The 25,038-nt window shown below is 68.6% G+C and carries 26 protein-coding genes; 12 read left to right on the top strand and 14 right to left on the bottom strand.

Features of this window, described 5'->3' with window-relative positions; genetic code table 11:
• Positions 1-35: 35 nt before the first annotated feature.
• Together pqqB and pqqA are read right to left on the bottom strand one after the other, a co-directional pair.
• Complete coding sequence (pqqB, locus tag SM757_RS21510; RefSeq protein ID WP_322466978.1) at positions 36-956, bottom strand: pyrroloquinoline quinone biosynthesis protein PqqB; 921 nt, start codon at positions 954-956, stop codon at positions 36-38.
• A gap of 150 nt (positions 957-1,106) precedes the next feature.
• Positions 1,107-1,181, bottom strand: a complete 75-nt coding sequence (pqqA, locus tag SM757_RS21505; RefSeq protein ID WP_157119204.1) for a pyrroloquinoline quinone precursor peptide PqqA — start codon at positions 1,179-1,181, stop codon at positions 1,107-1,109.
• A gap of 126 nt (positions 1,182-1,307) precedes the next feature.
• On the opposite strand from pqqA, the gene SM757_RS21500 reads away from it, so the two are divergent.
• From SM757_RS21500 to SM757_RS21480, 5 genes are all read left to right on the top strand, one after another.
• A complete protein-coding gene (locus SM757_RS21500; RefSeq protein WP_322466977.1) occupies positions 1,308-2,285 on the top strand; it encodes an alpha/beta fold hydrolase in 978 nt (325 codons plus the stop codon).
• Positions 2,282-3,799, top strand: coding sequence for a HAMP domain-containing protein (locus tag SM757_RS21495; RefSeq protein WP_238455904.1), 1,518 nt, complete (start codon positions 2,282-2,284; stop codon positions 3,797-3,799). The genes SM757_RS21500 and SM757_RS21495 overlap by 4 nt, the downstream gene beginning before the upstream one ends.
• Before the next feature lie 34 nt (positions 3,800-3,833).
• Complete coding sequence (locus tag SM757_RS21490) at positions 3,834-4,463, top strand: response regulator (protein WP_084267831.1); 630 nt, start codon at positions 3,834-3,836, stop codon at positions 4,461-4,463.
• A gap of 145 nt (positions 4,464-4,608) precedes the next feature.
• Positions 4,609-5,088 carry a bacterioferritin gene (bfr, locus tag SM757_RS21485; RefSeq protein WP_066341370.1) on the top strand — a complete coding sequence of 160 codons (480 nt, stop codon included), beginning with the start codon at positions 4,609-4,611 and terminating at the stop codon, positions 5,086-5,088.
• A gap of 286 nt (positions 5,089-5,374) precedes the next feature.
• Positions 5,375-5,638: a (2Fe-2S)-binding protein gene (locus SM757_RS21480; protein ID WP_084267832.1), complete on the top strand. Its 264-nt coding sequence runs from the start codon at positions 5,375-5,377 to the stop codon at positions 5,636-5,638.
• Positions 5,639-5,730: 92 nt separating this feature from the next.
• Here the strand turns inward: SM757_RS21480 and lysM are convergent, their stop codons facing one another.
• The 9 genes from lysM to ureA form a co-directional block, all read right to left on the bottom strand.
• Positions 5,731-6,264, bottom strand: a complete 534-nt coding sequence (lysM, locus tag SM757_RS21475; RefSeq protein ID WP_066341372.1) for a peptidoglycan-binding protein LysM — start codon at positions 6,262-6,264, stop codon at positions 5,731-5,733.
• 151 nt (positions 6,265-6,415) lie between these two features.
• Positions 6,416-7,063: an urease accessory protein UreG gene (gene ureG, locus SM757_RS21470; RefSeq protein WP_322466976.1), complete on the bottom strand. Its 648-nt coding sequence runs from the start codon at positions 7,061-7,063 to the stop codon at positions 6,416-6,418.
• A 16-nt stretch (positions 7,064-7,079) separates the two neighbouring features.
• Positions 7,080-7,763 (bottom strand): urease accessory protein UreF, encoded by a 684-nt coding sequence (locus SM757_RS21465; RefSeq protein WP_066341374.1) that lies wholly within the window; start codon positions 7,761-7,763, stop codon positions 7,080-7,082.
• Entirely contained in the window at positions 7,763-8,494 is a 732-nt protein-coding gene (ureE, locus tag SM757_RS21460; protein WP_322466975.1) for an urease accessory protein UreE, read from the bottom strand. Before ureE ends, SM757_RS21465 begins: the two co-directional genes overlap by 1 nt.
• 90 nt (positions 8,495-8,584) lie before the next feature.
• Complete coding sequence (locus SM757_RS21455; RefSeq protein WP_066341376.1) at positions 8,585-9,232, bottom strand: LysE family translocator; 648 nt, start codon at positions 9,230-9,232, stop codon at positions 8,585-8,587.
• Between the two features lie 46 nt (positions 9,233-9,278).
• A complete protein-coding gene (gene ureC / locus SM757_RS21450; protein ID WP_322466974.1) occupies positions 9,279-11,006 on the bottom strand; it encodes an urease subunit alpha in 1,728 nt (575 codons plus the stop codon).
• Complete coding sequence (locus SM757_RS21445) at positions 11,007-11,315, bottom strand: urease subunit beta (protein WP_322466973.1); 309 nt, start codon at positions 11,313-11,315, stop codon at positions 11,007-11,009.
• A complete protein-coding gene (locus SM757_RS21440; protein WP_157119203.1) occupies positions 11,312-11,479 on the bottom strand; it encodes a hypothetical protein in 168 nt (55 codons plus the stop codon). Before SM757_RS21440 ends, SM757_RS21445 begins: the two co-directional genes overlap by 4 nt.
• A gap of 42 nt (positions 11,480-11,521) precedes the next feature.
• The gene (gene ureA / locus SM757_RS21435) at positions 11,522-11,824 is read right to left on the bottom strand and encodes an urease subunit gamma (RefSeq protein ID WP_066341382.1); all 303 of its coding nucleotides are present in this window, start codon (positions 11,822-11,824) and stop codon (positions 11,522-11,524) included.
• A 98-nt stretch (positions 11,825-11,922) separates the two neighbouring features.
• Here ureA and SM757_RS21430 point away from each other — a divergent pair, with 98 nt between their 5' ends.
• Together SM757_RS21430 and SM757_RS21425 are read left to right on the top strand one after the other, a co-directional pair.
• A complete protein-coding gene (locus tag SM757_RS21430) occupies positions 11,923-15,504 on the top strand; it encodes a hybrid sensor histidine kinase/response regulator (RefSeq protein ID WP_322466972.1) in 3,582 nt (1,193 codons plus the stop codon).
• Positions 15,488-16,426, top strand: coding sequence for a DNA-binding response regulator (locus SM757_RS21425; protein ID WP_322466971.1), 939 nt, complete (start codon positions 15,488-15,490; stop codon positions 16,424-16,426). Before SM757_RS21430 ends, SM757_RS21425 begins: the two co-directional genes overlap by 17 nt.
• Before the next feature lie 107 nt (positions 16,427-16,533).
• Here the strand turns inward: SM757_RS21425 and SM757_RS21420 are convergent, their stop codons facing one another.
• The 3 genes from SM757_RS21420 to SM757_RS21410 form a co-directional block, all read right to left on the bottom strand.
• Positions 16,534-17,082, bottom strand: a complete 549-nt coding sequence (locus SM757_RS21420) for a hypothetical protein (protein ID WP_322466970.1) — start codon at positions 17,080-17,082, stop codon at positions 16,534-16,536.
• Positions 17,083-17,242: 160 nt separating this feature from the next.
• Positions 17,243-17,659 (bottom strand): carboxymuconolactone decarboxylase family protein, encoded by a 417-nt coding sequence (locus tag SM757_RS21415; RefSeq protein WP_322466969.1) that lies wholly within the window; start codon positions 17,657-17,659, stop codon positions 17,243-17,245.
• A gap of 69 nt (positions 17,660-17,728) precedes the next feature.
• Complete coding sequence (locus SM757_RS21410) at positions 17,729-18,409, bottom strand: class I SAM-dependent methyltransferase (RefSeq protein ID WP_322466968.1); 681 nt, start codon at positions 18,407-18,409, stop codon at positions 17,729-17,731.
• 228 nt (positions 18,410-18,637) lie between these two features.
• Between SM757_RS21410 and SM757_RS21405 the strand changes: the two genes are divergently transcribed.
• From SM757_RS21405 to urtD, 5 genes are all read left to right on the top strand, one after another.
• Complete coding sequence (locus SM757_RS21405) at positions 18,638-19,648, top strand: SDR family oxidoreductase (protein WP_322466967.1); 1,011 nt, start codon at positions 18,638-18,640, stop codon at positions 19,646-19,648.
• 183 nt (positions 19,649-19,831) lie between these two features.
• Positions 19,832-21,118: an urea ABC transporter substrate-binding protein gene (gene urtA / locus SM757_RS21400; protein WP_066341411.1), complete on the top strand. Its 1,287-nt coding sequence runs from the start codon at positions 19,832-19,834 to the stop codon at positions 21,116-21,118.
• Between the two features lie 327 nt (positions 21,119-21,445).
• Positions 21,446-23,035: an urea ABC transporter permease subunit UrtB gene (urtB, locus tag SM757_RS21395; RefSeq protein WP_322466966.1), complete on the top strand. Its 1,590-nt coding sequence runs from the start codon at positions 21,446-21,448 to the stop codon at positions 23,033-23,035.
• Positions 23,032-24,156, top strand: a complete 1,125-nt coding sequence (urtC, locus tag SM757_RS21390; protein ID WP_066341400.1) for an urea ABC transporter permease subunit UrtC — start codon at positions 23,032-23,034, stop codon at positions 24,154-24,156. Before urtB ends, urtC begins: the two co-directional genes overlap by 4 nt.
• Positions 24,153-25,034: an urea ABC transporter ATP-binding protein UrtD gene (urtD, locus tag SM757_RS21385; protein WP_066341402.1), complete on the top strand. Its 882-nt coding sequence runs from the start codon at positions 24,153-24,155 to the stop codon at positions 25,032-25,034. Before urtC ends, urtD begins: the two co-directional genes overlap by 4 nt.
• Positions 25,035-25,038: the final 4 nt, after the last annotated feature.

Here is a 25,038-nt window from a genome sequence, read left to right as displayed (position 1 = left end):
TCTCCGTTGTTGTCGTGTGTGTCGGGTACTGCTGCTTAAAGGTCCAGGGCCATGCCGTCCTCGCACACGGTGATGCCGGCGCGGGTGAGCTCGGCGCGCTCGGCCGAGTCCTCGTCGAGGATGGGATTGGTGTTGTTGATGTGGATGAGGAAGCGCTGCGTGCTTGCCGGCAGCTTGTCCAGCCACTCCACCATGCCGCCGGCGCCGCTTTGCGCCAGGTGGCCGATGTCGTGGGCCGTCTTGCGGCTCAGGCCCATGCGCTGCATCTCGTCGTTGGTCCAGAAGGTGCCGTCCACCATCACGGCGTCGGCGGCCTGCATGGCGGCGAACACGGGGCCGTCGATCTCGCCCAGGCCCGGCGCGTAGAACAGGGTCTTGCCGCTGCGCGGGTCGGTGACGGACAGGCCGATGTTGTCGCCCGGCTCCGGCGCGTCGCGGTGCGGCGAGTAGGGCGCGGCCTTGCTGGACAGCGCAATGGCGCGGAACACCAGCGGCGCCAGGCCCGGAATTTCAAACGGCGTGCCGTCGGGCTGGAGGCGGCGGCGGTCCACCCCGCAGTAGTGCTCCAGCACGCGCAGGATGGGGTTGCCGGTGGTGAGGTCCTGGGCCACGGCGTCGGTGCACCACAGCGGCAGCTTGCCGTTGCGCTCGCGCAGCATGAACAGGCCCGTGGAGTGGTCGATCTGGCCGTCGATCAGCAGCACGGCGGCGATGGCCGTGTCGCGCAGCGCGCGGCCCGGCTGCAGCGCGGGCGTGGCCTTGATCTGCTGCAGCACGTCCGGCGAGGCGTTGAGTAGCAGCCCGTCGCCGCCGGCGTCCGGCTGGATGAAGATGGAAGACTGCGTGCGCGGCTTGGCCCGCACGGTGCCGGCGCGCACCCCGGCGCAGTTGCGGCAGTTGCAGTTCCACTGCGGAAAGCCGCCGCCGGCGGCGGAGCCCAGGATGGTGATGCGCATGGCGTCCCGTGTTCGTCTGTCTGGTGAGCCTGGCATCCGCGGCGGCAAGAAAAGCGCCTGGCGGATGTGGGCGGGGCGGCACGGCTTGCACCGTGCCGCCCCGCTGGTGAAGCGCGCTGATCAGGCGATCAGCCCTGCTTCAGCCCGCATTCAGCGAGCGGCGACGTACATCGTGATTTCGAAGCCGAAACGCAGATCGGTCGCGCAGGGGGTTTGCCATTGCATGTGAAGTCTCCTTTTCTGGTCAGTGGGCGCGGCCTCTTTGGCGATGACCGCGGGAACGTCGTTCCAGGCGCCATCTTCCGGCGGGGGGGCTGGGCGCCACAGGCCCGCGGTCTGCATTCCGGCCTCATGAAAATCATGAATCTGCGCGCGTCTCAGGGTCTGCCCGCACGCATGGCTACCATCCCGGGCGTGTCCGAACCCAATCCCACCCCCGACCTGGCCCCGCTGCGCACCCACGGCTTGCCCGTGGGCCACGGGCACGTACTGCACGTGCAGGAGTGGGGCGCTCCCGACGGGCTGCCCGTGCTGCTGCTGCACGGCGGCCCCGGCTCCGGCTGCAGCCCGCTGCTGCGCCGCGGGTTCGACCTCACGAAATACCGGCTGATCTGCCCCGACCAGCGCGGCGCCGGCCGCAGCACGCCGCGCGGCGGCCTGATGCACAACACCACCGCCAAGCTGTTGGACGACCTCTGGCTGCTGCGCCGCCGCTTGGGCGTGGAGCGCTGGCTGGTGGCCGGCGGCTCCTGGGGCGCGACGCTGGCGCTGCTGCACGCGCTGGACCAGCCCGAGGGCGTGCTGGGCCTGCTGCTGCGCAACACGTTCCTGGCGCGCGAGGCCGACATCCGCGGCTTCTTCGAAGGCGCTCCCGCCGCGCTGGCCCAGGGCTGGACGGGCATGCCAGAGCTCGAAAGCAAGGCGGCGCAGGCGCTGGCCATCGAATGGTGGCGCTGGGAGCGGCTGCGCTGCGGCCAGTCGGACGAGGCGCAAACCCCCGCCGGCGAGGTGCTGGAGGCGCAGGTGGACCGCTACCGCGTGCAGTCCCACTTCCTGCGCGAGGGCTGCTGGCTGCAGGAGCCGCCGCTGCTGGATCGCCTGGCCGCGCTGCCGCAAGTGCCGTTGCGCCTGCTGCATGGCGAGCAGGACGCCGTCTGCCCCGCCGGCGGTGCGCGGCTGCTGCAGGCTGCCGTGCCCTGGGCCGAGCTTGAAATGCTGCCTGGCGTGGGCCACGACCCGGCGCACCCGCTGCTGCAGGCCGCGCAGCGCCGCGCGCTGGACGCCTTTGCCGGGCGCGGCGATTTCGGTCCGCCGGGAGACGCGGTGTGAGCGCGGTGGAGCAGCCCGCGGCCCAAGGCACGCCGTCCGCCGATGCAGCACAGCCGGCGGCCATGGCCCGCCCGCGCCGCTTCACCTGGGGCCTGCGCGCGCAGGTGAACACGCTGGTGGGCGTGCTCACGCTGCTGTTCGTGGCCTGGCTGCTGGTGCTCAAGGTGAACAACCTGCGCGACTCGGTGAAAGAGGAGGTGGTGGCCGCCAACCGCGTCGCCGCGCAACTGCTCAACCGCACCGCATGGCTCTACACCGCGCAGGGCACGCCGGGGATGCTGAGCTTTCTCAACGGCTTGGGCCGCGTGCGCTCCAACGAGATCACGCTCACCGACGGGCAGGGCCGCGTGCTCTACACCTCGCCGCCCTCGACCTACAAGCTGGGCCGCGACGCACCGGACTGGTTCGAGCGCTACATCGCTCCGGAGCCGCTGATGCAGGCCTACGAGTTTCCGGACGGGCGGCTGCAGATCACCGCGAACCACTCCCGCGCCGCGCTGGACGCCTGGGACGTCGTGGTGCAGTTCACCGCCATGGCGCTGGGCCTGCTGCTGGCGCTCAACGTGCTGGTGTTCTGGCTGGTTGGGCGGGCCGTGCGCCCCTTCGGCCGCATAGAGCGCGCGTTGGGCGAGCTGGAGTCCGGCCGCTTCGACGTGCGGCTCCCGCCGCTGCGCGGGCGCGAGGCCGCCGCCATCGGCAGCGCCTTCAACCGCATGGTGGCGCAACTGCGCGCGCACATAGACACCGAAAAGCGCGCCGTGCTGGCCGAGCGCCGCTTGGGCGACAGCCGCGAGCTGGCGCGCTGGCTGGACCATCACATCGAGCAGGAGCGGCGCACCATCGCGCGCGAGCTGCACGACGAGCTGGGCCAGTCCGTCACCGCCATACGCTCGCTGGCGCTGGCCGTGGCGCGCCGTGTGGACGACGCCGAGGCGCGCCAGGCCGCGCAGCTCATTGCCGACGAGTCCTCGCGCCTGTACGACGCCATGCACGGCCTTATCCCGCGCCTGGCGCCGCTGGTGCTGGACAGCATGGGCCTGAGCGCCGCGCTGCAGGACCTGGTGGAGCGCACCCGCCGCGCCCACCCCGGGCTGCAATTGAGCCTGCAGCAGCCGCCGGAGCTGGCGCCGCTGGAGGCCGAGGCCGCGCTGGCCCTGTACCGCGCCGCCCAGGAAGGCCTCACGAACGCGCTGCGACACGGCGCGGCCACGCGCATCGAGCTGCGGCTGTGGGTGGAGGGCGGCGAGCTGCGCCTGCGCTTGCGCGACGACGGCCGTGGCCTGCCCGCACAGTGGCAGGAGCGCCCCGGCCACCACGGCCTGCGCTGGCTGGACGAGCGCGTGGGCAGCCTGGGTGGGCGCATGAGCGTGCAGCCCGCCGCGCCGCAAGGGGTGGAATTGGAAGTCTGGCTGCCGCAGCGCCCGCCGGTGGCGGCGGCCGACCTGGGCGAACCGGCCGAGGAGGCGCGCAGCCCCTGGGCCGGCCCCATCAAGAAGGACAAGGAGACGCCGTGATGTCACGGCCGCAAGCCATGAAAAGGGAGGCGCCGTGACGCGGGTGCTGCTGGTGGACGACCACGCCCTGGTGCGCATGGGTTTTCGCATGCTGCTGGCCGATGCCGGCATGGAAGTGGTGGGCGAGGCCGGCGACGGCGAGCAGGGCTGCCAGCTCTACGCCTCGCTGCGGCCGGACGTGGTGCTGATGGACCTGTCCATGCCGGGCATGGGCGGGATGGAGGCGGTGCGCCGCCTCATTGCGCAGGATGCGCGCGCGCGCATCCTGGTGCTGTCGGCGCACGAGGACACGGCGCATCCGCAGCGCGTGCTGCGCGCCGGCGCGCTGGGCTACCTGGCCAAGCGCGTGGCGCCGGACGAGCTGGTGGCCGCCGTGCGCGCCGTGGCCGCGGGTAAGCGCCACGTGGACGCGCGCACCGCGCAGGCGCTGGCGCTGGCGCAGCTCGAAGGCGACGCCAGCCCGGTGGAGCTGCTCTCCGAGCGCGAGTTCGCCGTGTTCATACAGCTCGCGCGCGGGCGCAGCGTGGCGCAGATCGCAACGGACCTGAAACTTTCGCCCAGCACCGTGGGCACGCACCTCTACCATGTGAAGCAGAAGCTCGGCGCGGGCAACCAGTCCGAGCTCACCCTGGTGGCGCTGCGCTGGGGCCTGATCCAGGCCTGAGGCGGGCTGTCGGCGGCCAAGGGAGTCGGGCTCTTGAGAATGCGTCGCGTCCCGTCCGCGTTGTCATGGACAAGGGCCCTGGCCGGATGATGGCCGGCCGAAAATCACAAACCTCGCTCACAACAACCGACAAGGAGTGCTCCCCATGAAGGGTGATCCGCAAGTCATCGACTTCCTCAACGCCCAGCTCAAGAACGAGCTCACGGCCATCAACCAGTACTTCCTGCACTACCGCATGCTCAAGCACTGGGGCTTCGACCGCATGGCCAAGCATGAGTACGAGGAGTCCATCGAAGAGATGAAGCATGCGGACAAGATCATTGACCGCATCCTCATGCTCGAAGGCCTGCCCAACCTGCAGGACCTGGGCAAGCTGCTCATCGGCGAGAACGCCATCGAAGTGCTGAGCTGCGACCTCAAGCTGGAAATCGGCTCGGCCGTCGTCCTGCGCGACGCCATCCAGCACTGCGAGTCCGTGCGCGACTACGTCACGCGCGACCTGCTCACCGACATCCTGGACGACACCGAGGAACACATCGAGTACCTCGAAACCCAGATCGACCTGGTGGGCCAGGTCGGCGAGCAGAACTACCTGCAGTCGCAGATGAAGCCTCACGGCGACTGACGCGGCAACGCCTCCCGCCTCGTGGCGCATCCGGCACCGCAGCACTCCTGCCGGACCGGCCGAGCGGCTGGCACCCACGGGCTCCTCGGGAGCCCGTTGTTTTTGGGGAACCAGCCGGACGCCGCCTCTTTTTGTGACCGAGCAGTCATGAGTTCGCCGGTTTTCTGCGGCGATCTCGCGGATTGCGGCCTTTTACACGGGGCTTCGCCTCGTCGTTGCCAGGGAATACTTGCTGAGAAGCGTTCTCATTTGCGATACTGGACGCACTTCTTCAGTGAGTGCCGCCATGATCGTCTGCCTGTGCCACCGAATCAGCGACCGCGATATCCGCGAGGCGGTCCGCACGGGTACGCGTGATTTCGAGACGCTGCAGGACGACACCTGCATTGCCCGCAACTGCGGCTGCTGCCAGGACTGCGCGGTGGAGACGTTTGAAGAGGCGCTGGCCAAGCACGCCGCCTCCACCAGCATCGCCGCCGTGACGGGCCCGCTGCCGGCCCCCGTGCCCGCCGCGCCGCGCCGGCCGGTGATTTCGCTGATGCCGGTGTGACCGCCCGCTGAAAGCACCCTTTTCAAGCACCGATGCCCGCTCTTGAGCGGGCATCGTCGTTTTCAGCGGGCCGTTCAGCTCGCGGCAGCGCCTCAAGCTTTCGCCGGAATCCGCAGTACTTGGCCCGGATAGATCTTGTTCGGATCCGACAGCATGGGCTTGTTGGCCTCGAAGATGCGCATGTAGTCGTTCGCGCTGCCGTAGTACTTGGCGGAAATTTTCGACAGGTTGTCGCCCGACGCCACGGTGTGGAACTGCGCCGGCTGCTGCTCGGGGGAGGCGGCGGCCTGGGGCGCGCCGGCCACGGTGAGCTGGTCCGTCACGGCCGCCACGTGCTGCACGTTGCCGCAGGCCAGCAGCACCTTCTCCTTGGTTGCCTGGTCCGGCGCCTGGCCGGCCACGGTAGCGGTGGAGGTGGCGCCGTCGAAGGTGACCTGCAGGTTCTGCACCTGCAGGCCCAACTGCTGCACGTAGTGCTCTATGGCGTCGCCCGCCTGCTGGTTGAGCGCGGCCACGTCGGCCTGGGTGGGCGCCGCGGCCGGGGCGGCGGCAGCGGCCGCTTTGTCGTCGCCACCGCGGTGGAACAGCTTCTCGCCGGCTTCCTTGACGAAATTGATCAGACCCATGGGCATGCCTCACTTGGCGTTGGAGATGCCCCGCCGTCAGCAGGCGGCGTGCCCCGGGCGGCCCGGGGTCAAGCGCGGATACGGCTGTGACGCGGCGGCTGCCGGCCGTCACGGCCCGGCGCAGCCGGATTCAAGGCCGCCGCAATCCTTTTCAGGCGACGGTGAGCATGCCGCGCTGCTCGATGAACTCCACCACGTCCTGCAGGCCCTGCCTTGTGCGCAGGTTGGTCATGACGAAGGGACGGTTGGGACGCATGCGGCGCGTGTCGGCCTCCATCACCGAGAGGTCGGCGCCGACGTGGGGCGCGAGGTCGATCTTGTTGATGACGAAAAGGTCGCTCTTGGTGATGCCCGGGCCGCCCTTGCGCGGGATCTTCTCGCCCGCGGCCACGTCGATGACGTAGATCGTCAGGTCCGACAGCTCGGGGCTGAAGGTGGCGGCCAGGTTGTCGCCGCCGGACTCGATGAAGACGATGTCCGCGTCGGGGAACTTCTCCAGCATGCGGTCCACGGCTTCCAGGTTGATGGAGGCGTCCTCGCGGATGGCCGTGTGCGGGCAGCCGCCGGTTTCCACGCCCACGATGCGCTCGGGGTCCAGCGCGCCGGCCACGGTGAGCAGGCGCTGGTCTTCCTTGGTGTAGATGTCGTTGGTCACCACCACCAGGTCCCAGCGCTCGCGCATGGTCTTGCACAGCATCTCGACCAGGGTGGTCTTGCCCGACCCCACGGGGCCGCCCACGCCCACGCGCAGCGGCGGGAGTTTCTTGGTGCGGTTGGGGATGGCGTGCAGCTTGTTCATCACTTCGTTTTCGGTTTCAGGAACGGAAGAGGCGGGAGTACTGGGTCTCGTGGCGGGCCGAGAGGATGGCCAGCATGGGCGTGAAGGCCTGGCGGCGGGCGTCGTCCAGGCTCATGGCGTGGGCCACGGCGGCGGGAATGTCCCTGGACAAGGCTGCCAGGATGCGCTGCCCCGCGCTCTGGCCCAGCGGCACGGCCTTGAGCGCGGCCTGCACCAGGTTCTCGGCCCAGCCGAAGGCGTGGGCCACCAGCGTGGGCTCCAGCGCCGCGCCGCCGCGGGCCGCGCCCAGCGCCCAAGCCACGGGCCAGGTGGGCGGCTTCAGCGCGGCGAGCTGCGCCAGGCGCGGATCGCTGGCCGCGTCGGCTTGGTTGCGCAGCCACTCCAGCATGGAGCGGCCCATCTGCTCGGCCTGCTGGCGCAACTCGCTGCTCTCGCGGGTGAGCAGCACCCAGTCGTTGAGCTCGCGGATGCGCGATTCGTCACCCGCCTGCCAAGCCGCATGCGCAGTGGCGACCACGGCCAAGTCGGCGCGGGAGAGGGACAGGTGGAGCTGGTCGAGCAGCCAGGCGCGGGCCTGCTCCTCGTTGGTGACCAGGCCGGTGTCGACGGCCGCTTCCAGCGCCTCGGAGTAGCTGAAGCCGCCCACCGGCAGGGCCGGCGAGGCCAGCCACAGCAGGTCCAGCAGGGCGCCCGGCGCCATCAGTGGTCGTGTCCGCAGCCGGGGCCGTGCACGTGCGGCACAGGCGCGGCGGCCACGGGAATGCCCAGCGGCTTGCCGCGCGACGGGGCCGCGGCGGGGGCGGGAGCGGGTTCGTGCTTGTGGTCGTGCGCGTGGTCGTGACCGCAACCCGGGCCGTGCACGTGGCCGTGGTCCTGGCTTTGCGCTGGGCTGTGGCCGTGGTCCTGCGAGTGGTCGTGACCGCAGCCCGGGCCATGCACATGGCCGTGGTCGTGGCCGTGCGCGTGATCGTGGCCCTGCGCAGGGCCGCCCGCCGCGTAGGCGCCGCTCTCGGGTTCGAAGGCCGACTGCGCCTCGCTTACCTGCAGCCCCATCTGCTGCAGCATCTGCGCCAGTACGTGGTCAGGCTCCAGCTTGAGCAGCTCGGGTTGCAGTTCCAGTTGCACGTGGCGGTTGCCCAGGTGGTAGGCGGCGCGCAGCAGGGCGAAGGGTTCGGCGGCGCGCACTTCCAGCACGGCTTGCGGTGCGGCCTGGACGAGCACCAGCGAGCCGTCCTCGGCCACGAGCACGTCGCCGCCGCGCACCACGCTGCCGCGGGGCAGGAAGACGCCGAGCTGGCGGCCCTGGCTGTCGGTGGCTTCGAAGCGGCTCTTCTGGCGCGTGTCCCAGTCGAGTTCGACGGTGGCGGCGCGGCGGCGCAGGGCGGGCGCCAGCGATTGGCCGCGGGGCAGGAGTTTGTTGACGGTCAGCATGGGGCGGCAGTATGCAGTGCGTCTGCCGGCCGCCCTGGCGGGCGCGGCATGGCGGAAGAAGTCAAAAAAGGTCTGTGGCGCTTGGGCGAATCACGCCCGCGGCCGGTCCGAAAACGCCGTGAGCAGCCCAAGCGCGATGAAGGACGATCCGGCGATGCGCCGCCCCCAGCGCGCCTGCGCCACGCCGCGCTGCAGCCGCGGCGCCAGCACGCTCGCGCCCAGCACGTAGAGCAGGTCGGTGCTTGCCGCCACGGCCACGAACAGCCCGCCCAACAGCAGGCTTTGCGGCAGCACCGCGCCTTGCGGGTTCATGAACTGCGGCAGGAAAGCGGCGAAGAACAGCGCCGTCTTGGGGTTCAGCAGCGCGACCACGAACCCGTCGGCGAACACGCGGCGGTGGCTTTGCGCCCGCACCTGCGGCGCGCCGGCCGTCGCATCGCCCTGGCGCCACAGGCGCAGGCCCAGGTAGATCAGGTAGGCCGCCCCGAGCCACTTCACGACCGTGAAGGCCGCGGCCGACACCGCGAACAGCGCCGCCAGCCCAAGCGCGGCGCCGGCCGCGTTGCCCAGGTTCCCGAGCGCCACGCCCGCCACCGAGGCCAGCCCGCTGGCGCGCCCCTGCGCCAGCGTGCGCGTGAGGATGTAGACGACGGCCGGCCCCGGCGTCAGCGCCAGCACCAGGCTGGCGCCGAGGAAGGCGAAGAGCAGCGGCGTGGAGGGGAGGAGAAGGGTGTCCATGGAGAGATGCTGAACCCGGCGGCCAGCCGCCGGTTGAATGACCCCGTCAGAACAGGAAATACCGCTGCGCCATGGGCAGCACCTGGGCCGGCTCGCAGGTCAGGAGCTGGCCGTCGGCGCGGACCTCGTAGGTTTGGGCGTCGATTTCCATGTGCGGCGCGTAGCCGTTGCGCACCATGTCGGCCTTCCTCACCGTGCGGCAGCCGCGCACGGCCGAGAGCGTCTTGCGCAGGTTGAGCCGGTCCAGCGCACCGCCGCCCAGCGCCGCCTGCGACACGAAGGTCAGCGACGTGGCCGACAGCGCGCCGCCGAAGGCGCCGAACATGGGCCGGTAGTGCACGGGCTGCGGCGTCGGGATGGACGCATTGGCGTCGCCCATGGCCGCCGTGGCGATGAAGCCGCCCTTGAGCACCAGGCTCGGCTTGACGCCGAAGAAGGCCGGCTTCCACAGCACCAGGTCGGCCCACTTGCCCACCGCTATGGAGCCCACCTCGTGCGAGATGCCGTGCGCCAGCGCCGGGTTGATCGTGTACTTGGCCACGTAGCGCTTCACGCGCTCGTTGTCGTTGCGCGCGGAATCACCGGCGAGCGGCCCGCGCTGCACCTTCATCTTGTGCGCCGTCTGCCAGCAGCGGATGACGACCTCGCCCACGCGGCCCATGGCCTGCGAGTCGGAGCTGAACATGCTGATGGCGCCCAGGTCGTGCAGCACGTCCTCGGCGGCGATGGTCTCGCGGCGGATGCGACTCTCGGCGAACGCCAGGTCCTCGGCGATGGACGCGTCCAGGTGGTGGCACACCATGAGCATGTCCAGGTGCTCGTCCAGCGTGTTGACCGTGTAGGGCCGCGTCGGGTTGGTGGAGGAGGGCAGCACGTTGGCTTCGCCCACCACCTTCATGATGTCCGGCGCATGGCCGCCCCCCGCGCCTTCCGTGTGGAAGCTGTGGATGGTGCGGCCCTTGAAGGCGGCGATGGTGTCCTCGACGAAGCCCGACTCGTTGAGCGTGTCGGTGTGGATCGCCACCTGGGTGTCGGTTTCCTCGGCCACGCTCAGGCAGCAGTCGATCGCCGCGGGCGTCGTGCCCCAGTCCTCGTGCAGCTTCAGGCCCAGCGCGCCGGCCTCGATCTGCTGGCGCAGGCCCTCGGGGCGGCTGGCGTTGCCCTTGCCCATGAAGCCGATGTTCATGGGGAAGGCCTCGGCCGCCATCAGCATGCGGGCGATGTTCTCGGGGCCGGGCGTGCAGGTGGTGGCGAAGGTGCCGGTGGCCGGGCCCGTGCCGCCGCCGATCATGGTCGTGACGCCGGAGTTCAGCGCCTCGTCGATCTGCTGCGGGCAGATCCAGTGGATGTGCGTGTCGATGCCGCCGGCCGTGACGATCATCCCCTCGGCGGCGATGATTTCCGTGCCCGGGCCGATGACGATGTCCACGCCCGGCTGCACGTCCGGGTTGCCCGCCTTGCCGATCGCCGCGATGCGGCTGCCGCGCAGGCCGATGTCGGCCTTGACGATGCCCCAGTGGTCCACGATCAGCGCGTTGGTGATCACGCAGTCCACCGCGTCCGCCGCGCCAGGGCCGTTGGGCCGCTGGCCCTGGCCCATGCCGTCGCGCACGGTCTTGCCGCCGCCGAATTTCACTTCCTCGCCGTAGCCGCCCGCGGCCAGGGTGAAGTCCTTTTCAACTTCGATCAGCAGTTCGGTGTCGGCCAATCGCAGCCGGTCGCCCACGGTGGGGCCGAGCATTTCGGCGTAGGCACGCCGGGAGATGTTTGCCATTCAGAGCTTTCCTTGGACGAGGCCTCTGAAACCCCAGACTTCGCGCGTGCCGGCGTAGTCCACCAGTTCCACCGTGCGCTGCTGGCCCGGCTCGAAGCGCACCGCCGTGCCGGACGGGATGTTCAGCCGCATGCCGCGCGCGGCTTCGCGGTCGAATCGCAGCGCGCCGTTGGTCTCGGCGAAGTGGTAGTGGGAGCCGACCTGGATGGGGCGGTCGCCCGCGTTCTCCACCACCAGCGCCAGCGTGCGCCGGCCGGGGTTGAGCTCCAGCTCGGCGCCGTCGTCGGTGATGAGCTCGCCGGGAATCATTTGCGACGCGTGCTCCACAGCGCCGCGGCCACCACGGCGGCCAGCACCACGTAGCCCACCGCATCGGTCGAATGCCAGTGCGCCGCACCCGGCAGGCCGTGGCCCTCGTGTGCCTGTGCCAGGCCGGCGAAACCGGCCAGCGTCGCGATCAGGAGTTGCTTCATTTTTGTGCCTCGTCCTTGTTGTTGCACTGATTGAGTGCGTTGTCAGGCAATGGGTTGGTGCACGGTCACCAGTTTGGTGCCGTCGGGGAAGGTGGCCTCGACCTGGATCTCAGGAATCATCTCGGCGACGCCGTCCATCACGTCGTCGCGGGTGAGGAGGGTCTTGCCTTCGCCCATGAGCTGCGCCACGGACTTGCCGTCGCGCGCGCCTTCCATGATGGCCGCGCTCAGCAGCGCGACGGCCTCGGGGTAGTTGAGCTTCAAACCGCGGGCGCGGCGCCGTTCGGCCAGCAGCGCGGCGGTGAAGATCAGCAGCTTGTCTTTCTCGCGGGGCGTGAGTTCCATGGGCCGGGCTTTTAGCACGATGGATGCCGGACATCCCCCCAATGGGGGAGACTTGGTGCGTTTCTTGAACGGCAAGGCGGTTGAGCTTGACCACACCCATGCAGTCCCCGCCTTCCCCCGCCGCCGCTCCTGCCGCCGGTGAGCCGCTTCAGCGCGTCGTCAAGATCCGGCGCGACTACAACGCCTGGGTGGCGCGCGAGTCCATGGAGGACTACGCGCTGCGCTTCACCCCGCGCGCCTTCCGGCGCTGGAGCCCCTGGCGCGTGGCGCAGACGGCCTTCGGCGCGTCGTCCTTCCTGGTGCTGGAGGCCGTGGGCGCCACGCTGCTGGTCCAGCACGGGTTCACGAATGCGGCGCTGGCCATCCTCGTCACGGGATTGATCATTTTTCTGGCCGGGCTGCCCATCAGCGTCTACGCCGCGCGCCATGGCGTGGACATGGACCTGCTCACCCGCGGCGCCGGCTTCGGCTACCTGGGCTCCACGGTCACGTCGCTGGTCTACGCCTGCTTCACCTTCATCTTCTTCGCGCTGGAAGCGGCGGTCATGGCCTACGCGCTGGACCTCGTCTTCGGCCTCCCGCCGGCCTGGGGCTACTTGCTGTGCTCGCTGGTGGTGATTCCGCTGGTCACGCACGGCGTCACCACCATCAGCCGGCTGCAGCTCTGGACGCAGCCGCTGTGGCTCGTGATGCTCATCGCGCCCTACGTGGTGGTGCTGCGCGAGCAGCCGGCGCTGCTGCAGGGTTTCATGCAGCACGCCGGGCCGGACGGCAGCGCGGGCTTCAGCTGGCTGGGCTTCGGCACCGCGGTGACGGTGGGCAGCGCGCTCATCCTGCAGATGGGCGAACAGGCGGACTACCTGCGCTTCATGCCCGAGGCCAAGCCGGGCCGGCGCGGGCGCTTCAACTGGTGGGCGGCCGTGCTCATGGGCGGGCCAGGGTGGGTGATTCCGGGCGTCTTGAAGATGCTCGGCGGCGCGCTGCTGGCGCACCTGGCGCTCACGCACATGGTGCCGCTGGAGCTGGCCGTGGACCCGAGCCGCATGTACCTGGCGGCCTACGAGTTCGTCTTTCCGCACTACGGCTGGGCGGTGGCCGCGACGGGGCTGTTCGTGGTGGTGTCGCAGCTCAAGATCAACGTCACCAACGCCTACGCCGGGTCGCTGGCCTGGAGCAACTTCTTCTCGCGCGCCACGCACAGCCATCCGGGGCGCGTGGTGTGGATGGTGTTCAACACCCTCATCGCGCTGGCGCTGATGGAGATGGACGTGTTCCAGGCCCTGGGCCACGTGCTGGGCCTGTTCGCCAACGTGGCGGTGGCCTGGATCATGGCCGTGGTGGCGGACCTGGTGGTCAACAAGCCGCTGGGCTGGTCGCCGCCGGGCATCGAGTTCCGCCGCGCCCACCTGTACGACGTCAACCCCGTGGGCGTGAGCGCCATGGGGCTGGCCTCGGTGCTCTCGGTGGCCGCCCACCTGGGCGCCTTCGGCGCCGGGGCGCAGGCGTTTTCGGCGCTGATCGCCATGGTCACCGCGCTGGTGACCTCGCCCCTGGTGGCCCGCGCCACGCGCGGCCGGTTCTATCTCGCACGCTCCCCGCAGGAGGCGCCGTGGACGGCGGAGAAGGCGGCCCAAGCCAGGCCCGCCGGTGAGCCCAAGGCTGGCGACGCCAAGGCGGCCAGCGCCAAGCCCGCCCAGGCCGCCGCGGCGCCGGACAAGCCGTTGAAAGGCGTGCGCTGCGTGGTGTGCGAGCGCCGCTACGAGCCTGACGACATGGCGCGCTGCCCCGCCTACCAGGGCTCCATCTGCTCGCTGTGCTGCACGCTGGACGCGCGCTGCGGCGACCTGTGCAAGCCGCACGCGCGGCTGGATGCGCAATGGGAGCGGCTGCTGCGCGCGCTGCTGCCGCGCGGCGCCTATGCCTATCTGGACAAGGGCCTGGCGCCCTACCTGCTGGCGGCGCTGCCCGGCGCGCCGCTGCTGGCGCTGGCGCTGTGGCTGCTGCACCGCCACGCCGCCGCCGGCGGCAGTTTCATCAGCGAAGCCTTGCTGGGGCTTCCGGCGGCCGGGATGGTGCTGTGGTGGCTGGTGCTGGCGCAGCGCAGCCGCGCCCTGGCGCAGGAGGAAAGCCGCCGCCAGACCGCCGCGCTGCAGCGCGAGATCGAGGCCCACCACCGCACCGACGCCGCGCTGCAGCAGGCCAAGCGCGCCGCGGACGCGGCCAACCAGGCCAAGAGCCGCTACATCAGCGCCATCAGTCACGAGCTGCGCACGCCGCTGAATTCCATCCTGGGCTACGCCCAACTGCTGGAGGACGACGCCAACATGCCCCCGCGCCGCCAGCACGCCGTGCAGGTGATACGCCGCGGTGGCGAGCACCTGCTCTCGCTGATCGAGGGCACGCTGGAGCTCTCGCGCATCGAGAGCGGCCGGGTGCAGCTCCACGTGAAGCCCATGGCGCTGCGCGAGGCGGTGGGCGAAATTGCCCGCCTTTTCGAGCTGCAGGCCACGGCCAAGGGCCTGGACTTCCGCACCGAGATAGACACCGCCATGCCGCCGTGGGTGCGGGCGGATGAGCGCCGGCTGCGCCAGGTGCTGATCAACCTGCTGGGCAACGCCGTGAAGTTCACCGCCGCGGGCAGCGTCACGCTGCGCGCCCGCTATGCGCGGCAGATGGCCCTCTTCGAAGTGCAGGACAGCGGCCCCGGCATGAACGCGCAGGAGCTGGAGCGGGTATTCGACCCCTTCGAGCGCGGCAGCGCCGCGGGCGGCGGCTCGGGGCTGGGGCTCACCATCGCGCGCATGCTGGTCATCCTCATGGGCGGCGAGCTGGCCGCGCGCAGCACGCCGGGCGAGGGCAGCACGTTCACGCTGAAGCTCTTCCTGCCCCAGGTGGACGCGCCGCCGCCGCAGGCCGTGCGCGGCGCGCGCCGCGGCTACCTGGGGCCGCGCCGCAAACTCATGGTGGTGGACAACGAGGCGCCGGACCGCGAGCTGCTGCTCAACCTGCTGCAGCCGCTGGGTTTCGAGATCCACCAGGCCGCCAGCGGCCCCGAGGCCATCGCGCTGTGGCCCGCGCTGCGGCCGGACGCCCTCTTCATGGACCTGGCCATGCCCGGGCTGGACGGCTGGCAGACCCTGCAGCGCCTGCGCGCCCTGGGCCTGGCCGACGACGCGCCCGTGGCCATCGTCTCGGCCAACGCGTTTGACCGCGGCCTGGACAACGACCCCGGCGTGCGCGCGCGCGACTTTTTCGTCAAACCCGTGCGTGTGGACGATTTGCTGGACTGGCTGGAGCGGCGGCTGAAACTGGCGTGGATTGAGGAGCTGCCCGTGCATCCAGCGCCGGCGCCCGCTTTGCCGGCAGCCGCGGCGTCGCAGCAGGCGCCGGCCGCCGAGCCGGAGCCCGCACGTGCCGCGCCGGTCCCGGCCACCGCGGCCGCGCCGGCTGATCCCGCGTGGCGCCCCGATGTGAAACTGCTGCGCGCGCTGGATGAAGCCTTGCGCCTGGGCCATGTGCGCGGGGCGAGGGCGGCGCTGGAGCGCATTGCCGAATCCGACCCACAACAAGGGCCTGCCTTCGCGGCCCCGCTGCGCGCGCTGCTGCAGCGTTTCGAGCTGGACGCCCTGGCGGGCGCCGTGCGCAAGACCCTGGAAGCCCAAGATGAACAAGGTGCCTGAGCTGGACAGAGGAGCCGGCGTGGTGCTGGTGGTGGACGACGTGCCGGACAACCTGGCGCTGCTGCACGACGCGCTGGACGAGGGCGGCTACACCGTGCTGGTGGCCACCTCCGGCGAGCAGGCGCTCACCCGTGCCACGCAGGCCGACATCGTGCTGCTGGACGCCGTGATGCCCGGCATGGACGGCTTCGAAGTCGCCCGCCGCCTGCGCGCCGACCCGCGCACCGCCGCCACGCCCATCGTCTTCATGACTGGGCTGACCGAGAGTGAGCACCTCGTGAAGGCCTTCGCCGCCGGCGTGAACGACTACGTCACGAAACCGCTGCGCACGAGCGAGGTGCTGGCGCGCATGGCCGCGCACCTGCACAGCGCCCGCTCGCAGACGCAGGCGCGGCGGGTGCTGGACGCCTTCGGCCACGCCAGCGTGGTGCTGCGCGCCCGCGACGGCCGCTTGGTGTGGCAGACGGCGCTGGCCCGCCAGCTCCTGGCCGAGTTTTTTACGGGTGACGACGCTCCCGGGCCCGACGGTTCAGCCCCCGCGCCGCTGCGTGCTTGGCTGAACGTAAAACCCGCGCTGGGCGCGACGCTGGCCGTGACGCAGGCTGCCCGCCGCCTGACTTTCGTGCTGCACGAAGCCATGGGCGAGGACGAATGGCTGCTGGTGCTGCGCGAGCAGAACGACACCGCGACGATTGCCGCGCTTGGGCCGACCTTTGGCCTCACGGCACGCGAATCCGAAGTGCTTTATTGGGTGCTGCAGGGCAAGACCAACCGCGATATCGGCGACATCCTGGGCACCAGCCCGCGCACGGTCACGAAACACCTGGAGCACGTGTTCGAGAAACTGGGCGTCGAAACGCGCACGGCGGCGGCGGCGCTGGTGGTGAAAAGGCTGGGGCCGCTGGCGGCGGCACGAGAGTAATGCAGCTGACTCTGGGCCACCGATGTCCCCAAGACGTCGTGTGGCCCAGCTGCAATCCAAATGTCTTTCAGAAAAAGCCAGTTTGCCGTTGGGCAGTGGCTGTTTGCTTACTGGCTGGCAATCGTCTTGAATTTCGGGTCGCTGACAACGTCCTGGATGAGTTTTTGCACGGCGGGGTTGAATGACTGTGCCACTTCCTGGCAAGCTTTTTCAGCGACGAAGCTGCCGGAAAACGGGAACACCGTTTTGGTGGTGTAGCTTTGTGCCTTACCGTTGGTCAGTGTCAGGCTGATGGTCCAGTTGCCGTCGGTAATGCCGGAGCTGAAATCGATATTGTCGATTTTTCCGGAAAGCTTGGTGGCGGCTTTGGCGTCATATGCCGAAGCAATCTTGAGCTCGTCTATGAAGGCCTGCTCGATATACGTCTCGAAATTCGGTTTCACAGTGACGGAGCCAGCGGCGCGGCATGCAATGGAATCCTTGCCCGGTGTCGCGGCCGTGAATTTTTCAATGGCAACGGGCTGAATGTTGATCCCCTTTATTTTCTCAACGTTTTTGGCCGAGGCGCTGTAGGGAATGGTGTTGTAGGCACAGCCGCCAAGAGCGAGTGCGGCGAGGGCAGAAAGAGCGGAGAGGCTGACGCGGACTGTTTTCATAGTTCCCTTGAATCCTTGATGAGGCTCAAGCGAGGTTGTGGGCTTGTGTGCCATCTGCGCGGCATCCCGCTTGAGAAGCAGACTTCTTATTGTCTGTAAACGCGGCGTGGTTGTGGCGGTGCGGCATCAAGAATTCGTTCAAGAATTCCCGGTTGCCTGCTCAAGCCTGCGCCACCGAGTTGGCGTCGAACACCGAATCCAGCGGCAATTGAAGCCCGTTGGCGAGGTGATTGGTCTTGGCCGCCAGCGAAATGATGGTGAGCAGTTCCGCGTGCTGTTCGCTGGTCATGCCCTTGGCCTTGGCGGCAGCCGTGTGGGAGTGGATGCAATAGCTGCAGGAATTTGCCACGGACACGGCGATGTAAATCATTTCCTTGGTCAGGGGGTCCAGCGAGGAGGGCGTGGCCATGACCTCCTTGACCTCGGCCCAGGTGTTTTCCAGCAGCGTGGCGTCGAATGCCAGGGCGCGCCACATGTTGTTGACGAAATCGGTTTTCCGCGTGGCGCGAATGTCGTCGAAGACGGCTTTGACGCGGGGATTTTCTTCGGGGTTGGGATTCAGGGCGATGGTGGACATGGCTGTAAATTTTGGAAAATCAGACGAGTGTGAAGAGGGAGTTATAGACAAAGAGAAAAGGCGTGGGTTTTATTGCCTTCGCAACACCAGCATCTGTGTTGCGCCTTTTTGAAAACGGTACGAAACGGGGGCAAGATTTGTCTGTATGCCCTCCGCCTGCAAGGCGTCCATGACTGCCGGCAAATGAGGAGATAATCCGCCCTCCATCGCAACAAGAGGGTATATCCTGACCTCTGCGGCAACCCGGCACATCTCGCGGGCGCCTTCAAGGTGAGCCTTGAGAGCAACTTGGCTGCTGTAGAGAAAAAGGAAATGAGAGCATAGGGCCAGATCGAAACTCTTGCTCTCAAACGGCAAAGTTGGCAGTGCGGCCTCTACGTAGCGCTCTTGATGCTTGCCAATGTCGTAATCGGCCAGAAACCTGTTCATGGCTTGCATGCGCTGGCGTCCCACGTTTTCCGCGCTCTGCATTAAATCCCAAATGTAATCAGCCTGATGGCTGGCAAGCTGCGCCACGATGGTCGAATAGCTTTCCAGGATTCGACTCTCAATTTGCTGTCTGGAGAAGGCGTATATTGGATCGGCGGAAATGACGCGGCCACCTTGTGCCGTGGCCTCGGCATTGAAGCTGGCCGGCCCGTCGCCGCAACCCAGAATTCTTTTCTTGTTCAAATCCTCCTGCGACAGCGAGAACATGGCCTGGTATTCGGCCAGTGAGCGGCCCCAGGGAATGACGTCTGTGAGATGCATATTGATTGGCGTCGAATCGATGCTGACGTGTATGGGCCGTCCGCATTCTAATGATGAATGGCGAAGGCTTCGTGCATTCGGAAGAAAAGCGTCTTGCGGTTTGTGCGTGATTCGATTGCCGGGCGGTCATTGCAAAAGGACGGACGCGAATATCAATATTTCGGCCGGATTCAACAGGCACGCCACCTGCCGACCGCAGCTCCATCCCACCCCACACGGAGCCCACCCATGAAACAGCAAGGCGATTCCCAGCACAAGCAGCAAAACGCCGACGCCGTGGCTGACAAGCAGCGCGGCATCCAGAAGCAGCAGGACCAGAAGGACAACCGCAAGGCCCAGCAGGGCGGCGGTGGGGAACCGCAGCAGCCGCCACAGACCGGCGCCCGCCGGCAACCCACCGACCTGCCGGCCCAGCACATCGAGAAGCCCGGCATCGAGGCCGAGCTGCAGCTGCAACCCCAATTCCAGGCGCCCAACTACAAGGGCAGCGAGAAGCTGCAGGGCATGGCCGCACTCATCACGGGCGGCGACTCCGGCATTGGCCGCGCCGTGGCCGTGCTCTACGCGCGCGAGGGCGCGGACGTGGCCATCGTCTACCTCAACGAGCACCAGGACGCCGAGGAGACGAAACGCTGCGTGGAAGCGGAAGGGCGCCGCTGCATCCTCATTCCCGGCGACGTCAAGGACATGGCCTTCTGCAAGCAGGCCGTGGAACAGGCGGTCAAGGAATTCGGCAAGCTGGACATCCTGGTCAACAACGCCGCCTTCCAGGAGCACGCCGAGAGCCTGGAGGACATCACCGAGGAGCGGCTGGACGAGACGCTGCGCACCAACGTCTTCGGCTACTTCCACATGGCCAGGGCCGCGCTGCCCCACCTCAAGGCGGGCAGCTCCATCATCAACACCGGCTCCGTCACCGGGCTGGAAGGCAGCCAGCAACTGCTGGACTACAGCGCCACCAAGGGGGCCATCCACGCGTTCACCAAGTCGCTGGCCTCCAACCTGCTGCCCAAGGGCATTCGCGTCAACGCCGTCGCGCCCGGCCCGGTGTGGACGCCGCTCAACCCGGCCGACTCCCCGGCCGAGAAGGTCGCCGAGTTCGGCAAGAAGACGGACTTCAAGCGCGCCGCCCAACCGGAGGAGCTGTCGCCGGCCTACGTGTTCCTGGCGGCGCCGGCCTGCGCGGGCTACATCACCGGCATCGTGCTGCCGGTGACGGGCAGCGTCGGGGCGATCTGACGCCTGCTGCTGCCGTCCCGCACGGGAGGCTTCTCCGGCGCACCGGGGAAGCCTCCCTACGCCATCTGTCGTACTCCGCGCGTATCTACGCAAGTTGTCGTATTCCGGCGCGACGCCCCCGCTTCGACACTGCATCCCGTTCGATCAACGGCCCGCCACAGGGGCCCTTAGAGGGGAATGCACATGAAGGCAAATCGTCGCGGTTTCAATCTGGCGCTGGGCGCCGTGGCCCTGGCTTCGCTGGTGTCCACCGCGCTGCCCGCGGCTGCCGCCGACACCATCAAGGTCGGCGTGCTGCACTCGCTGTCGGGCACCATGGCCATCTCCGAGACCGTGCTGAAAGACACGGTGCTCATGGCCATCGACGAGATCAATGCCTCCGGCGGCGTGCTGGGCAAGAAGCTGGAGCCCGTGGTCGTGGACCCCGCCTCCAACTGGCCGCTGTTCGCCGAAAAGGCCCGCCAGCTCATCAGCCAGGACAAGGTCGCCGTCACCTTCGGCTGCTGGACCTCGGTGAGCCGCAAGTCGGTGCTGCCGGTGTATGAGGAGCTCAACGGCCTGCTGTTCTACCCCGTGCAGTACGAGGGCGAGGAACTGAGCAAGAACGTGTTCTACACGGGCGCCGCCCCCAACCAGCAAGCCATTCCCGCCGTCGAATACCTGATGAGCAAGGACGGCGGCAGCGCCAAGCGCTTCGTCCTGCTGGGCACCGACTACGTCTACCCCCGCACCACCAACAAGATCCTGCGCGCCTTCCTGAAGTCCAAGGGTGTGGCCGACGCCGACATCATGGAGGAGTACACCCCCTTCGGCCACTCCGACTACCAGAGCATCATCGCCAAGATCAAGAAGTTCTCGGCCGAGGGCAAGAAGACGGCCGTGGTCTCCACCATCAACGGCGACTCCAACGTGCCCTTCTACAAGGAGCTGGGCAACCAGGGCCTGAAGGCGACCGACGTGCCGGTGGTGGCCTTCTCCGTGGGTGAAGAGGAACTGCGCGGCGTGGACACCAAGCCGCTGGTGGGCCACCTGGCCGCCTGGAACTACTTCATGAGCCTGAAGAACCCGACCAACGAAGAGTTCGTCAAGAAGTGGTCCGCCTACGCCAAGGCCAAGAACATCGCCGGCCACAAGGACAAGCCGCTGACCAACGACCCGATGGAGGCGACCTACATCGGCGTGCACATGTGGAAGCAGGCCGTCGAGAAGGCAAAGAGCACGGACACCGACAAGGTCATCGCCGCCATGGCCGGCCAGACCTTCAAGGCCCCCAGCGGCTTCGTGGCCAAGATGGACGAGAAGAACCACCACCTGCACAAGCCCGTGTTCATCGGCGAAGTGAAGGCGGACGGCCAGTTCTCCGTGGTCTGGAAGACCCCCGGCCCCGTGCGCGCCAACCCCTGGAGCCCCTACATCCCCGGCAACGACAAGAAGAAGGACGAGCCGGAGAAGATGGCCGCGGCCAAGTAAGCGGCTGGGGCGGTTAAGCCATCGGCACGCCACTACCGGGTGCTGTCCAGCGCCTGGTGGCCGTGCCGCTGCAATGCCGCACCCCCCAGATCCGTCATTCCCGCGCAGGCGGGAATCCAGGCGGTCCCCAAGCCAGCCAATGGCGCAGGGGTAGGCAAACCCAGGTCAACAGGTGGTCCTGCGCCGTCGCTCCGCTTTGACGTGGGACCGCCTGGATTCCCGCCTGCGCGGGAATGACGAAGTAGTAGGCGCAAGGCCTTGGCTGTCGGGCTGCCGCAAGCCATTGACGCTTGCCGGACTGTCGCCCCCACAACGGAACTACAGGGAATGGTTGTGAAAACCTCGTTCCTGCGCGGCCTGCTCGCGCTGCTCACGGCGCTGCTGGCCTTCTCGGCCCAGGCGCTGACGCCGCCCCAGGCGCGCGCCATCGCCGACGGCGACAACGACACGCGCGCACAAGCCCTCATCGAGGCCGTGGCGCAAAACGGCGACGCCACGCTGGCCGCTTACGTGCAGGCCCTGCTGGACGACGCGGTGCGCGTTTCCGCCGACCGCGTCTTCATCGTCAGGAAGGACGGCTCGGCCGTGGACGCCGCCACCGGCGCCGCCGCGCAGCTCCCCGGCGATGCGCAGGACGTCACCAACAACAACCGCATGCGGCGCGAGCTGCAGTCGGCCCTGGCCGCCCTGAACCTGTTCTCCCCCGAGCGCGACGCCCGCGCCGCCGCCATCAAGGCGCTGGCCGACGAGGTGGACGACTCCAAGCTCCCGCTCATCGACAAGGCCTACGCCGCCGAGTCCGACGGCACCCTCAAGGAGCGCCTGAACCAACTGCGCGCCTACGTGCTGGTGGCTTCGCCGGACCGCAACAAGCGCCTGGAAGCGGCCCAACAGCTCGCCGGCAGCGGCGAGCCCGCCGTGCGCGCGCTGCTGCTGCAGCGCCTGGAGGCGGAAACCGACCCCGAGCTGCGCACCGTCATCGCCGCGGCCATTACCAAGGTGGAGTCGCGCCTGGCCTGGGGCGAGCGCGCGGGCGTGCTGGTCACCGGCTTCAGCCTGGGCTCCATCCTGCTGCTGGCGGCCCTGGGCCTGGCGATCACCTACGGCCTCATGGGCGTGATCAACATGGCCCACGGCGAGCTGATCATGATCGGCGCCTACGCCACCTACGTGGTGCAGAACGCCTTCCGCGCCTGGCTGCCCAACTTCTTCGACTACTACGTGCTGGTGGCCATTCCGGCCTCCTTCCTGGCCGCGGGGCTGGTGGGCGCGGTGCTGGAGCGGCTGGTGATCCGCTGGCTCTACGGCCGCCCGCTGGAAACGCTGCTGGCCACCTGGGGCATCAGCCTGGTGCTGATGCAGGGCGTGCGCTCGCTGTTCGGCGCGCAGAACGTGCCGGTGGAAAACCCGGCGTGGCTGTCCGGCGGCCTGGCGCTGGCGAGCAACCTGACGCTGCCCTACAACCGGCTGGCCATCATCGTGTTCGCCGGCCTGGTGCTGGCCGGGGTGGCGCTGCTGATCTCCAAGACGCGGCTGGGCCTGTTCGTCCGCGGCGTCACGCAAAACCGCCGCATGGCCGCCTGCGTGGGCATCCACACCGCCCGCATCGACACCTGGGCCTTCGCGCTGGGCGCGGGCCTGGCGGGCCTGGCGGGTTGCGCGCTCAGCCAGGTGGGCAACGTCGGCCCCGACCTGGGCCAGAGCTACATCGTGGACAGCTTCATGGTCGTGGTGCTGGGCGGCGTGGGCCAGCTCGCGGGCACGGTGTGGGCCGCCCTGGGGCTTGGGCTGCTCAACAAGCTGCTTGAAGGCTGGGCCGGCGCGGTGCTGGCCAAGATCATGGTGCTGGTGTTCATCGTGGTGTTCATACAGAAACGTCCGCAGGGCCTGTTCGCCCTGAAGGGGAGGGAAGCATGAGTGCGGTACTGCAATCGCCGCTGGGCCTGACGCCGCGGCGCGGCCTGCTGCTGGGCACGCGCGGCTGGGCCGGCGTGGGCGCGGCGCTGATGGCGGTGCTGGTCATCGTCCCGTCGCTCAACCTCATGCTGCCGGCCACGCACCCGCTGCACCTGCCGGACCACCTGGTGGCGCTGGTGGGCAAGATCATGTGCTACGCCATCTGCGCACTGGCCATGGACCTGATCTGGGGCTACACGGGCATCCTGTCCCTGGGCCACGGGCTCTTTTTCGCCCTGGGCGGCTACGGCATGGGCATGTACCTCATGCGCCAGATCGGCCACGACGGCAACTACAAGAGCGACCTGCCGGACTTCATGGTGTTCCTGGACTGGAAGGAGCTGCCCTGGCACTGGCTGTGGAGCGATTCGCTGGTGCTGCAGCTCGTCCTGGTGCTGGCCGTGCCGGGGCTGCTGTCCTGGGTGTTCGGCTACTTCGCCTTCCGCTCGCGCATCAAGGGCGTGTACTTCTCCATCATCACGCAGGCCCTGACCTACGCGGCCATGCTGCTGTTCTTCCGCAACGAGACGGGTTTCGGCGGCAACAACGGCTTTACCGATTTCAAGCGCATCGTCGGTGTGCCGCTGGCGCAGCCCTCGACCCGCATGGTCCTCTTCGTGATGACGGGCCTGACGCTCATCGGCTTCTACCTGATGGCCCGCGCGCTGGTGCACAGCCGCTTCGGCCGCGTGCTGCAGGCCATCCGCGACGCCGAGAACCGCGTGCGCTTCACGGGCTACGACCCGCTGGCCTACAAGCTGGCGATCTGGACGGTGTCGGCCGTGATGTGCGCGGTGGCCGGGGCGCTGTACGTGCCGCAGGTGGGCATCATCAACCCGGGCGAGATGTCGCCGGCCGCCTCCATCGAGATCGCCGTGTGGGCGGCCGTCGGCGGGCGCGCCACGCTGGTGGGGCCCATCGTCGGTGCGTTCTTCGTCAACGGCGCCAAGAGCTGGTTCACGCAGGCCTTTCCCGAGTACTGGCTGTACTTCCTGGGCGCGCTGTTCATCGCGGTGACGCTGTTCATGCCGCAGGGCATCGTCGGCCTGCTGCGCCGGTTCAAGAAGGAGGAGCGGGCATGACGCCGGACCTGATGGATGAAGGCGCGCGCGCCCTGGCCGCGCACCAGCAGAAGCTCGCCGCCGTCGGTGGCGGCTCGGCCTGGGAAGGCGGCTTCGGCCGGCCCATGGCCCAGGGCGTGGCCGACTTCGCGCAGGGCGTGGCGCTGTACGTGGAGGACGTGACCGTCAGCTTCGACGGCTTCAAGGCCCTCAACGCGCTGAGCCTCACCATCGGCGTGGGCGAGCTGCGCTGCATCATCGGACCCAACGGCGCGGGCAAGACGACCATGATGGACGTCATCACCGGCAAGACCGCGCCCGACCAGGGCAAGGTGCACTTCGGCTCCAACATCGACCTGCTGCGCCTGCGCGAGAACGAGATCGCCCAGATCGGCATCGGCCGCAAGTTCCAGAAGCCCACGGTGTACGAGGAGCTCAGCGTCTTCGAGAACCTGGAGCTGGCCCTGAAGGCCGACCGCCGCGTGCGCGCCAGCCTGTTCTCGCGCCTCACGGGCGAACAGCTCGACCGCATAGGCGCCATGCTGGAGCGCATCCACCTGAAGCCTTCGGCGCAGCGCCTGGCCGGCCTCTTGTCGCACGGCCAGAAGCAGTGGCTGGAGATCGGCATGCTGCTGATGCAGGACCCCAAGCTGCTGCTGCTGGACGAGCCCGTGGCCGGCATGACGGACGAGGAAACCGAGCGCACGGCGGAGCTGTTCCTGTCGCTGGCCGGCGAGCACTCGCTGATGGTGGTGGAGCACGACATGAAGTTCGTGGACCAGCTCACGCAGGGCCACCGCAAGGTGACGGTGCTGCACGAGGGCCACGTGCTGGCCGAGGGGCTGCTGTCGCAGGTGCAGAACGACGATCGCGTGGTGGAGGTGTACCTTGGGCGCTGAAGTG

It is taken from the genome of Azohydromonas lata (assembly GCF_034427735.1).
Classification (GTDB): domain Bacteria; phylum Pseudomonadota; class Gammaproteobacteria; order Burkholderiales; family Burkholderiaceae_C; genus Azohydromonas; species Azohydromonas lata.
Note: the sequence above shows the minus strand (reverse complement) of the source record. Positions and strands in the feature narration are given on the sequence as shown.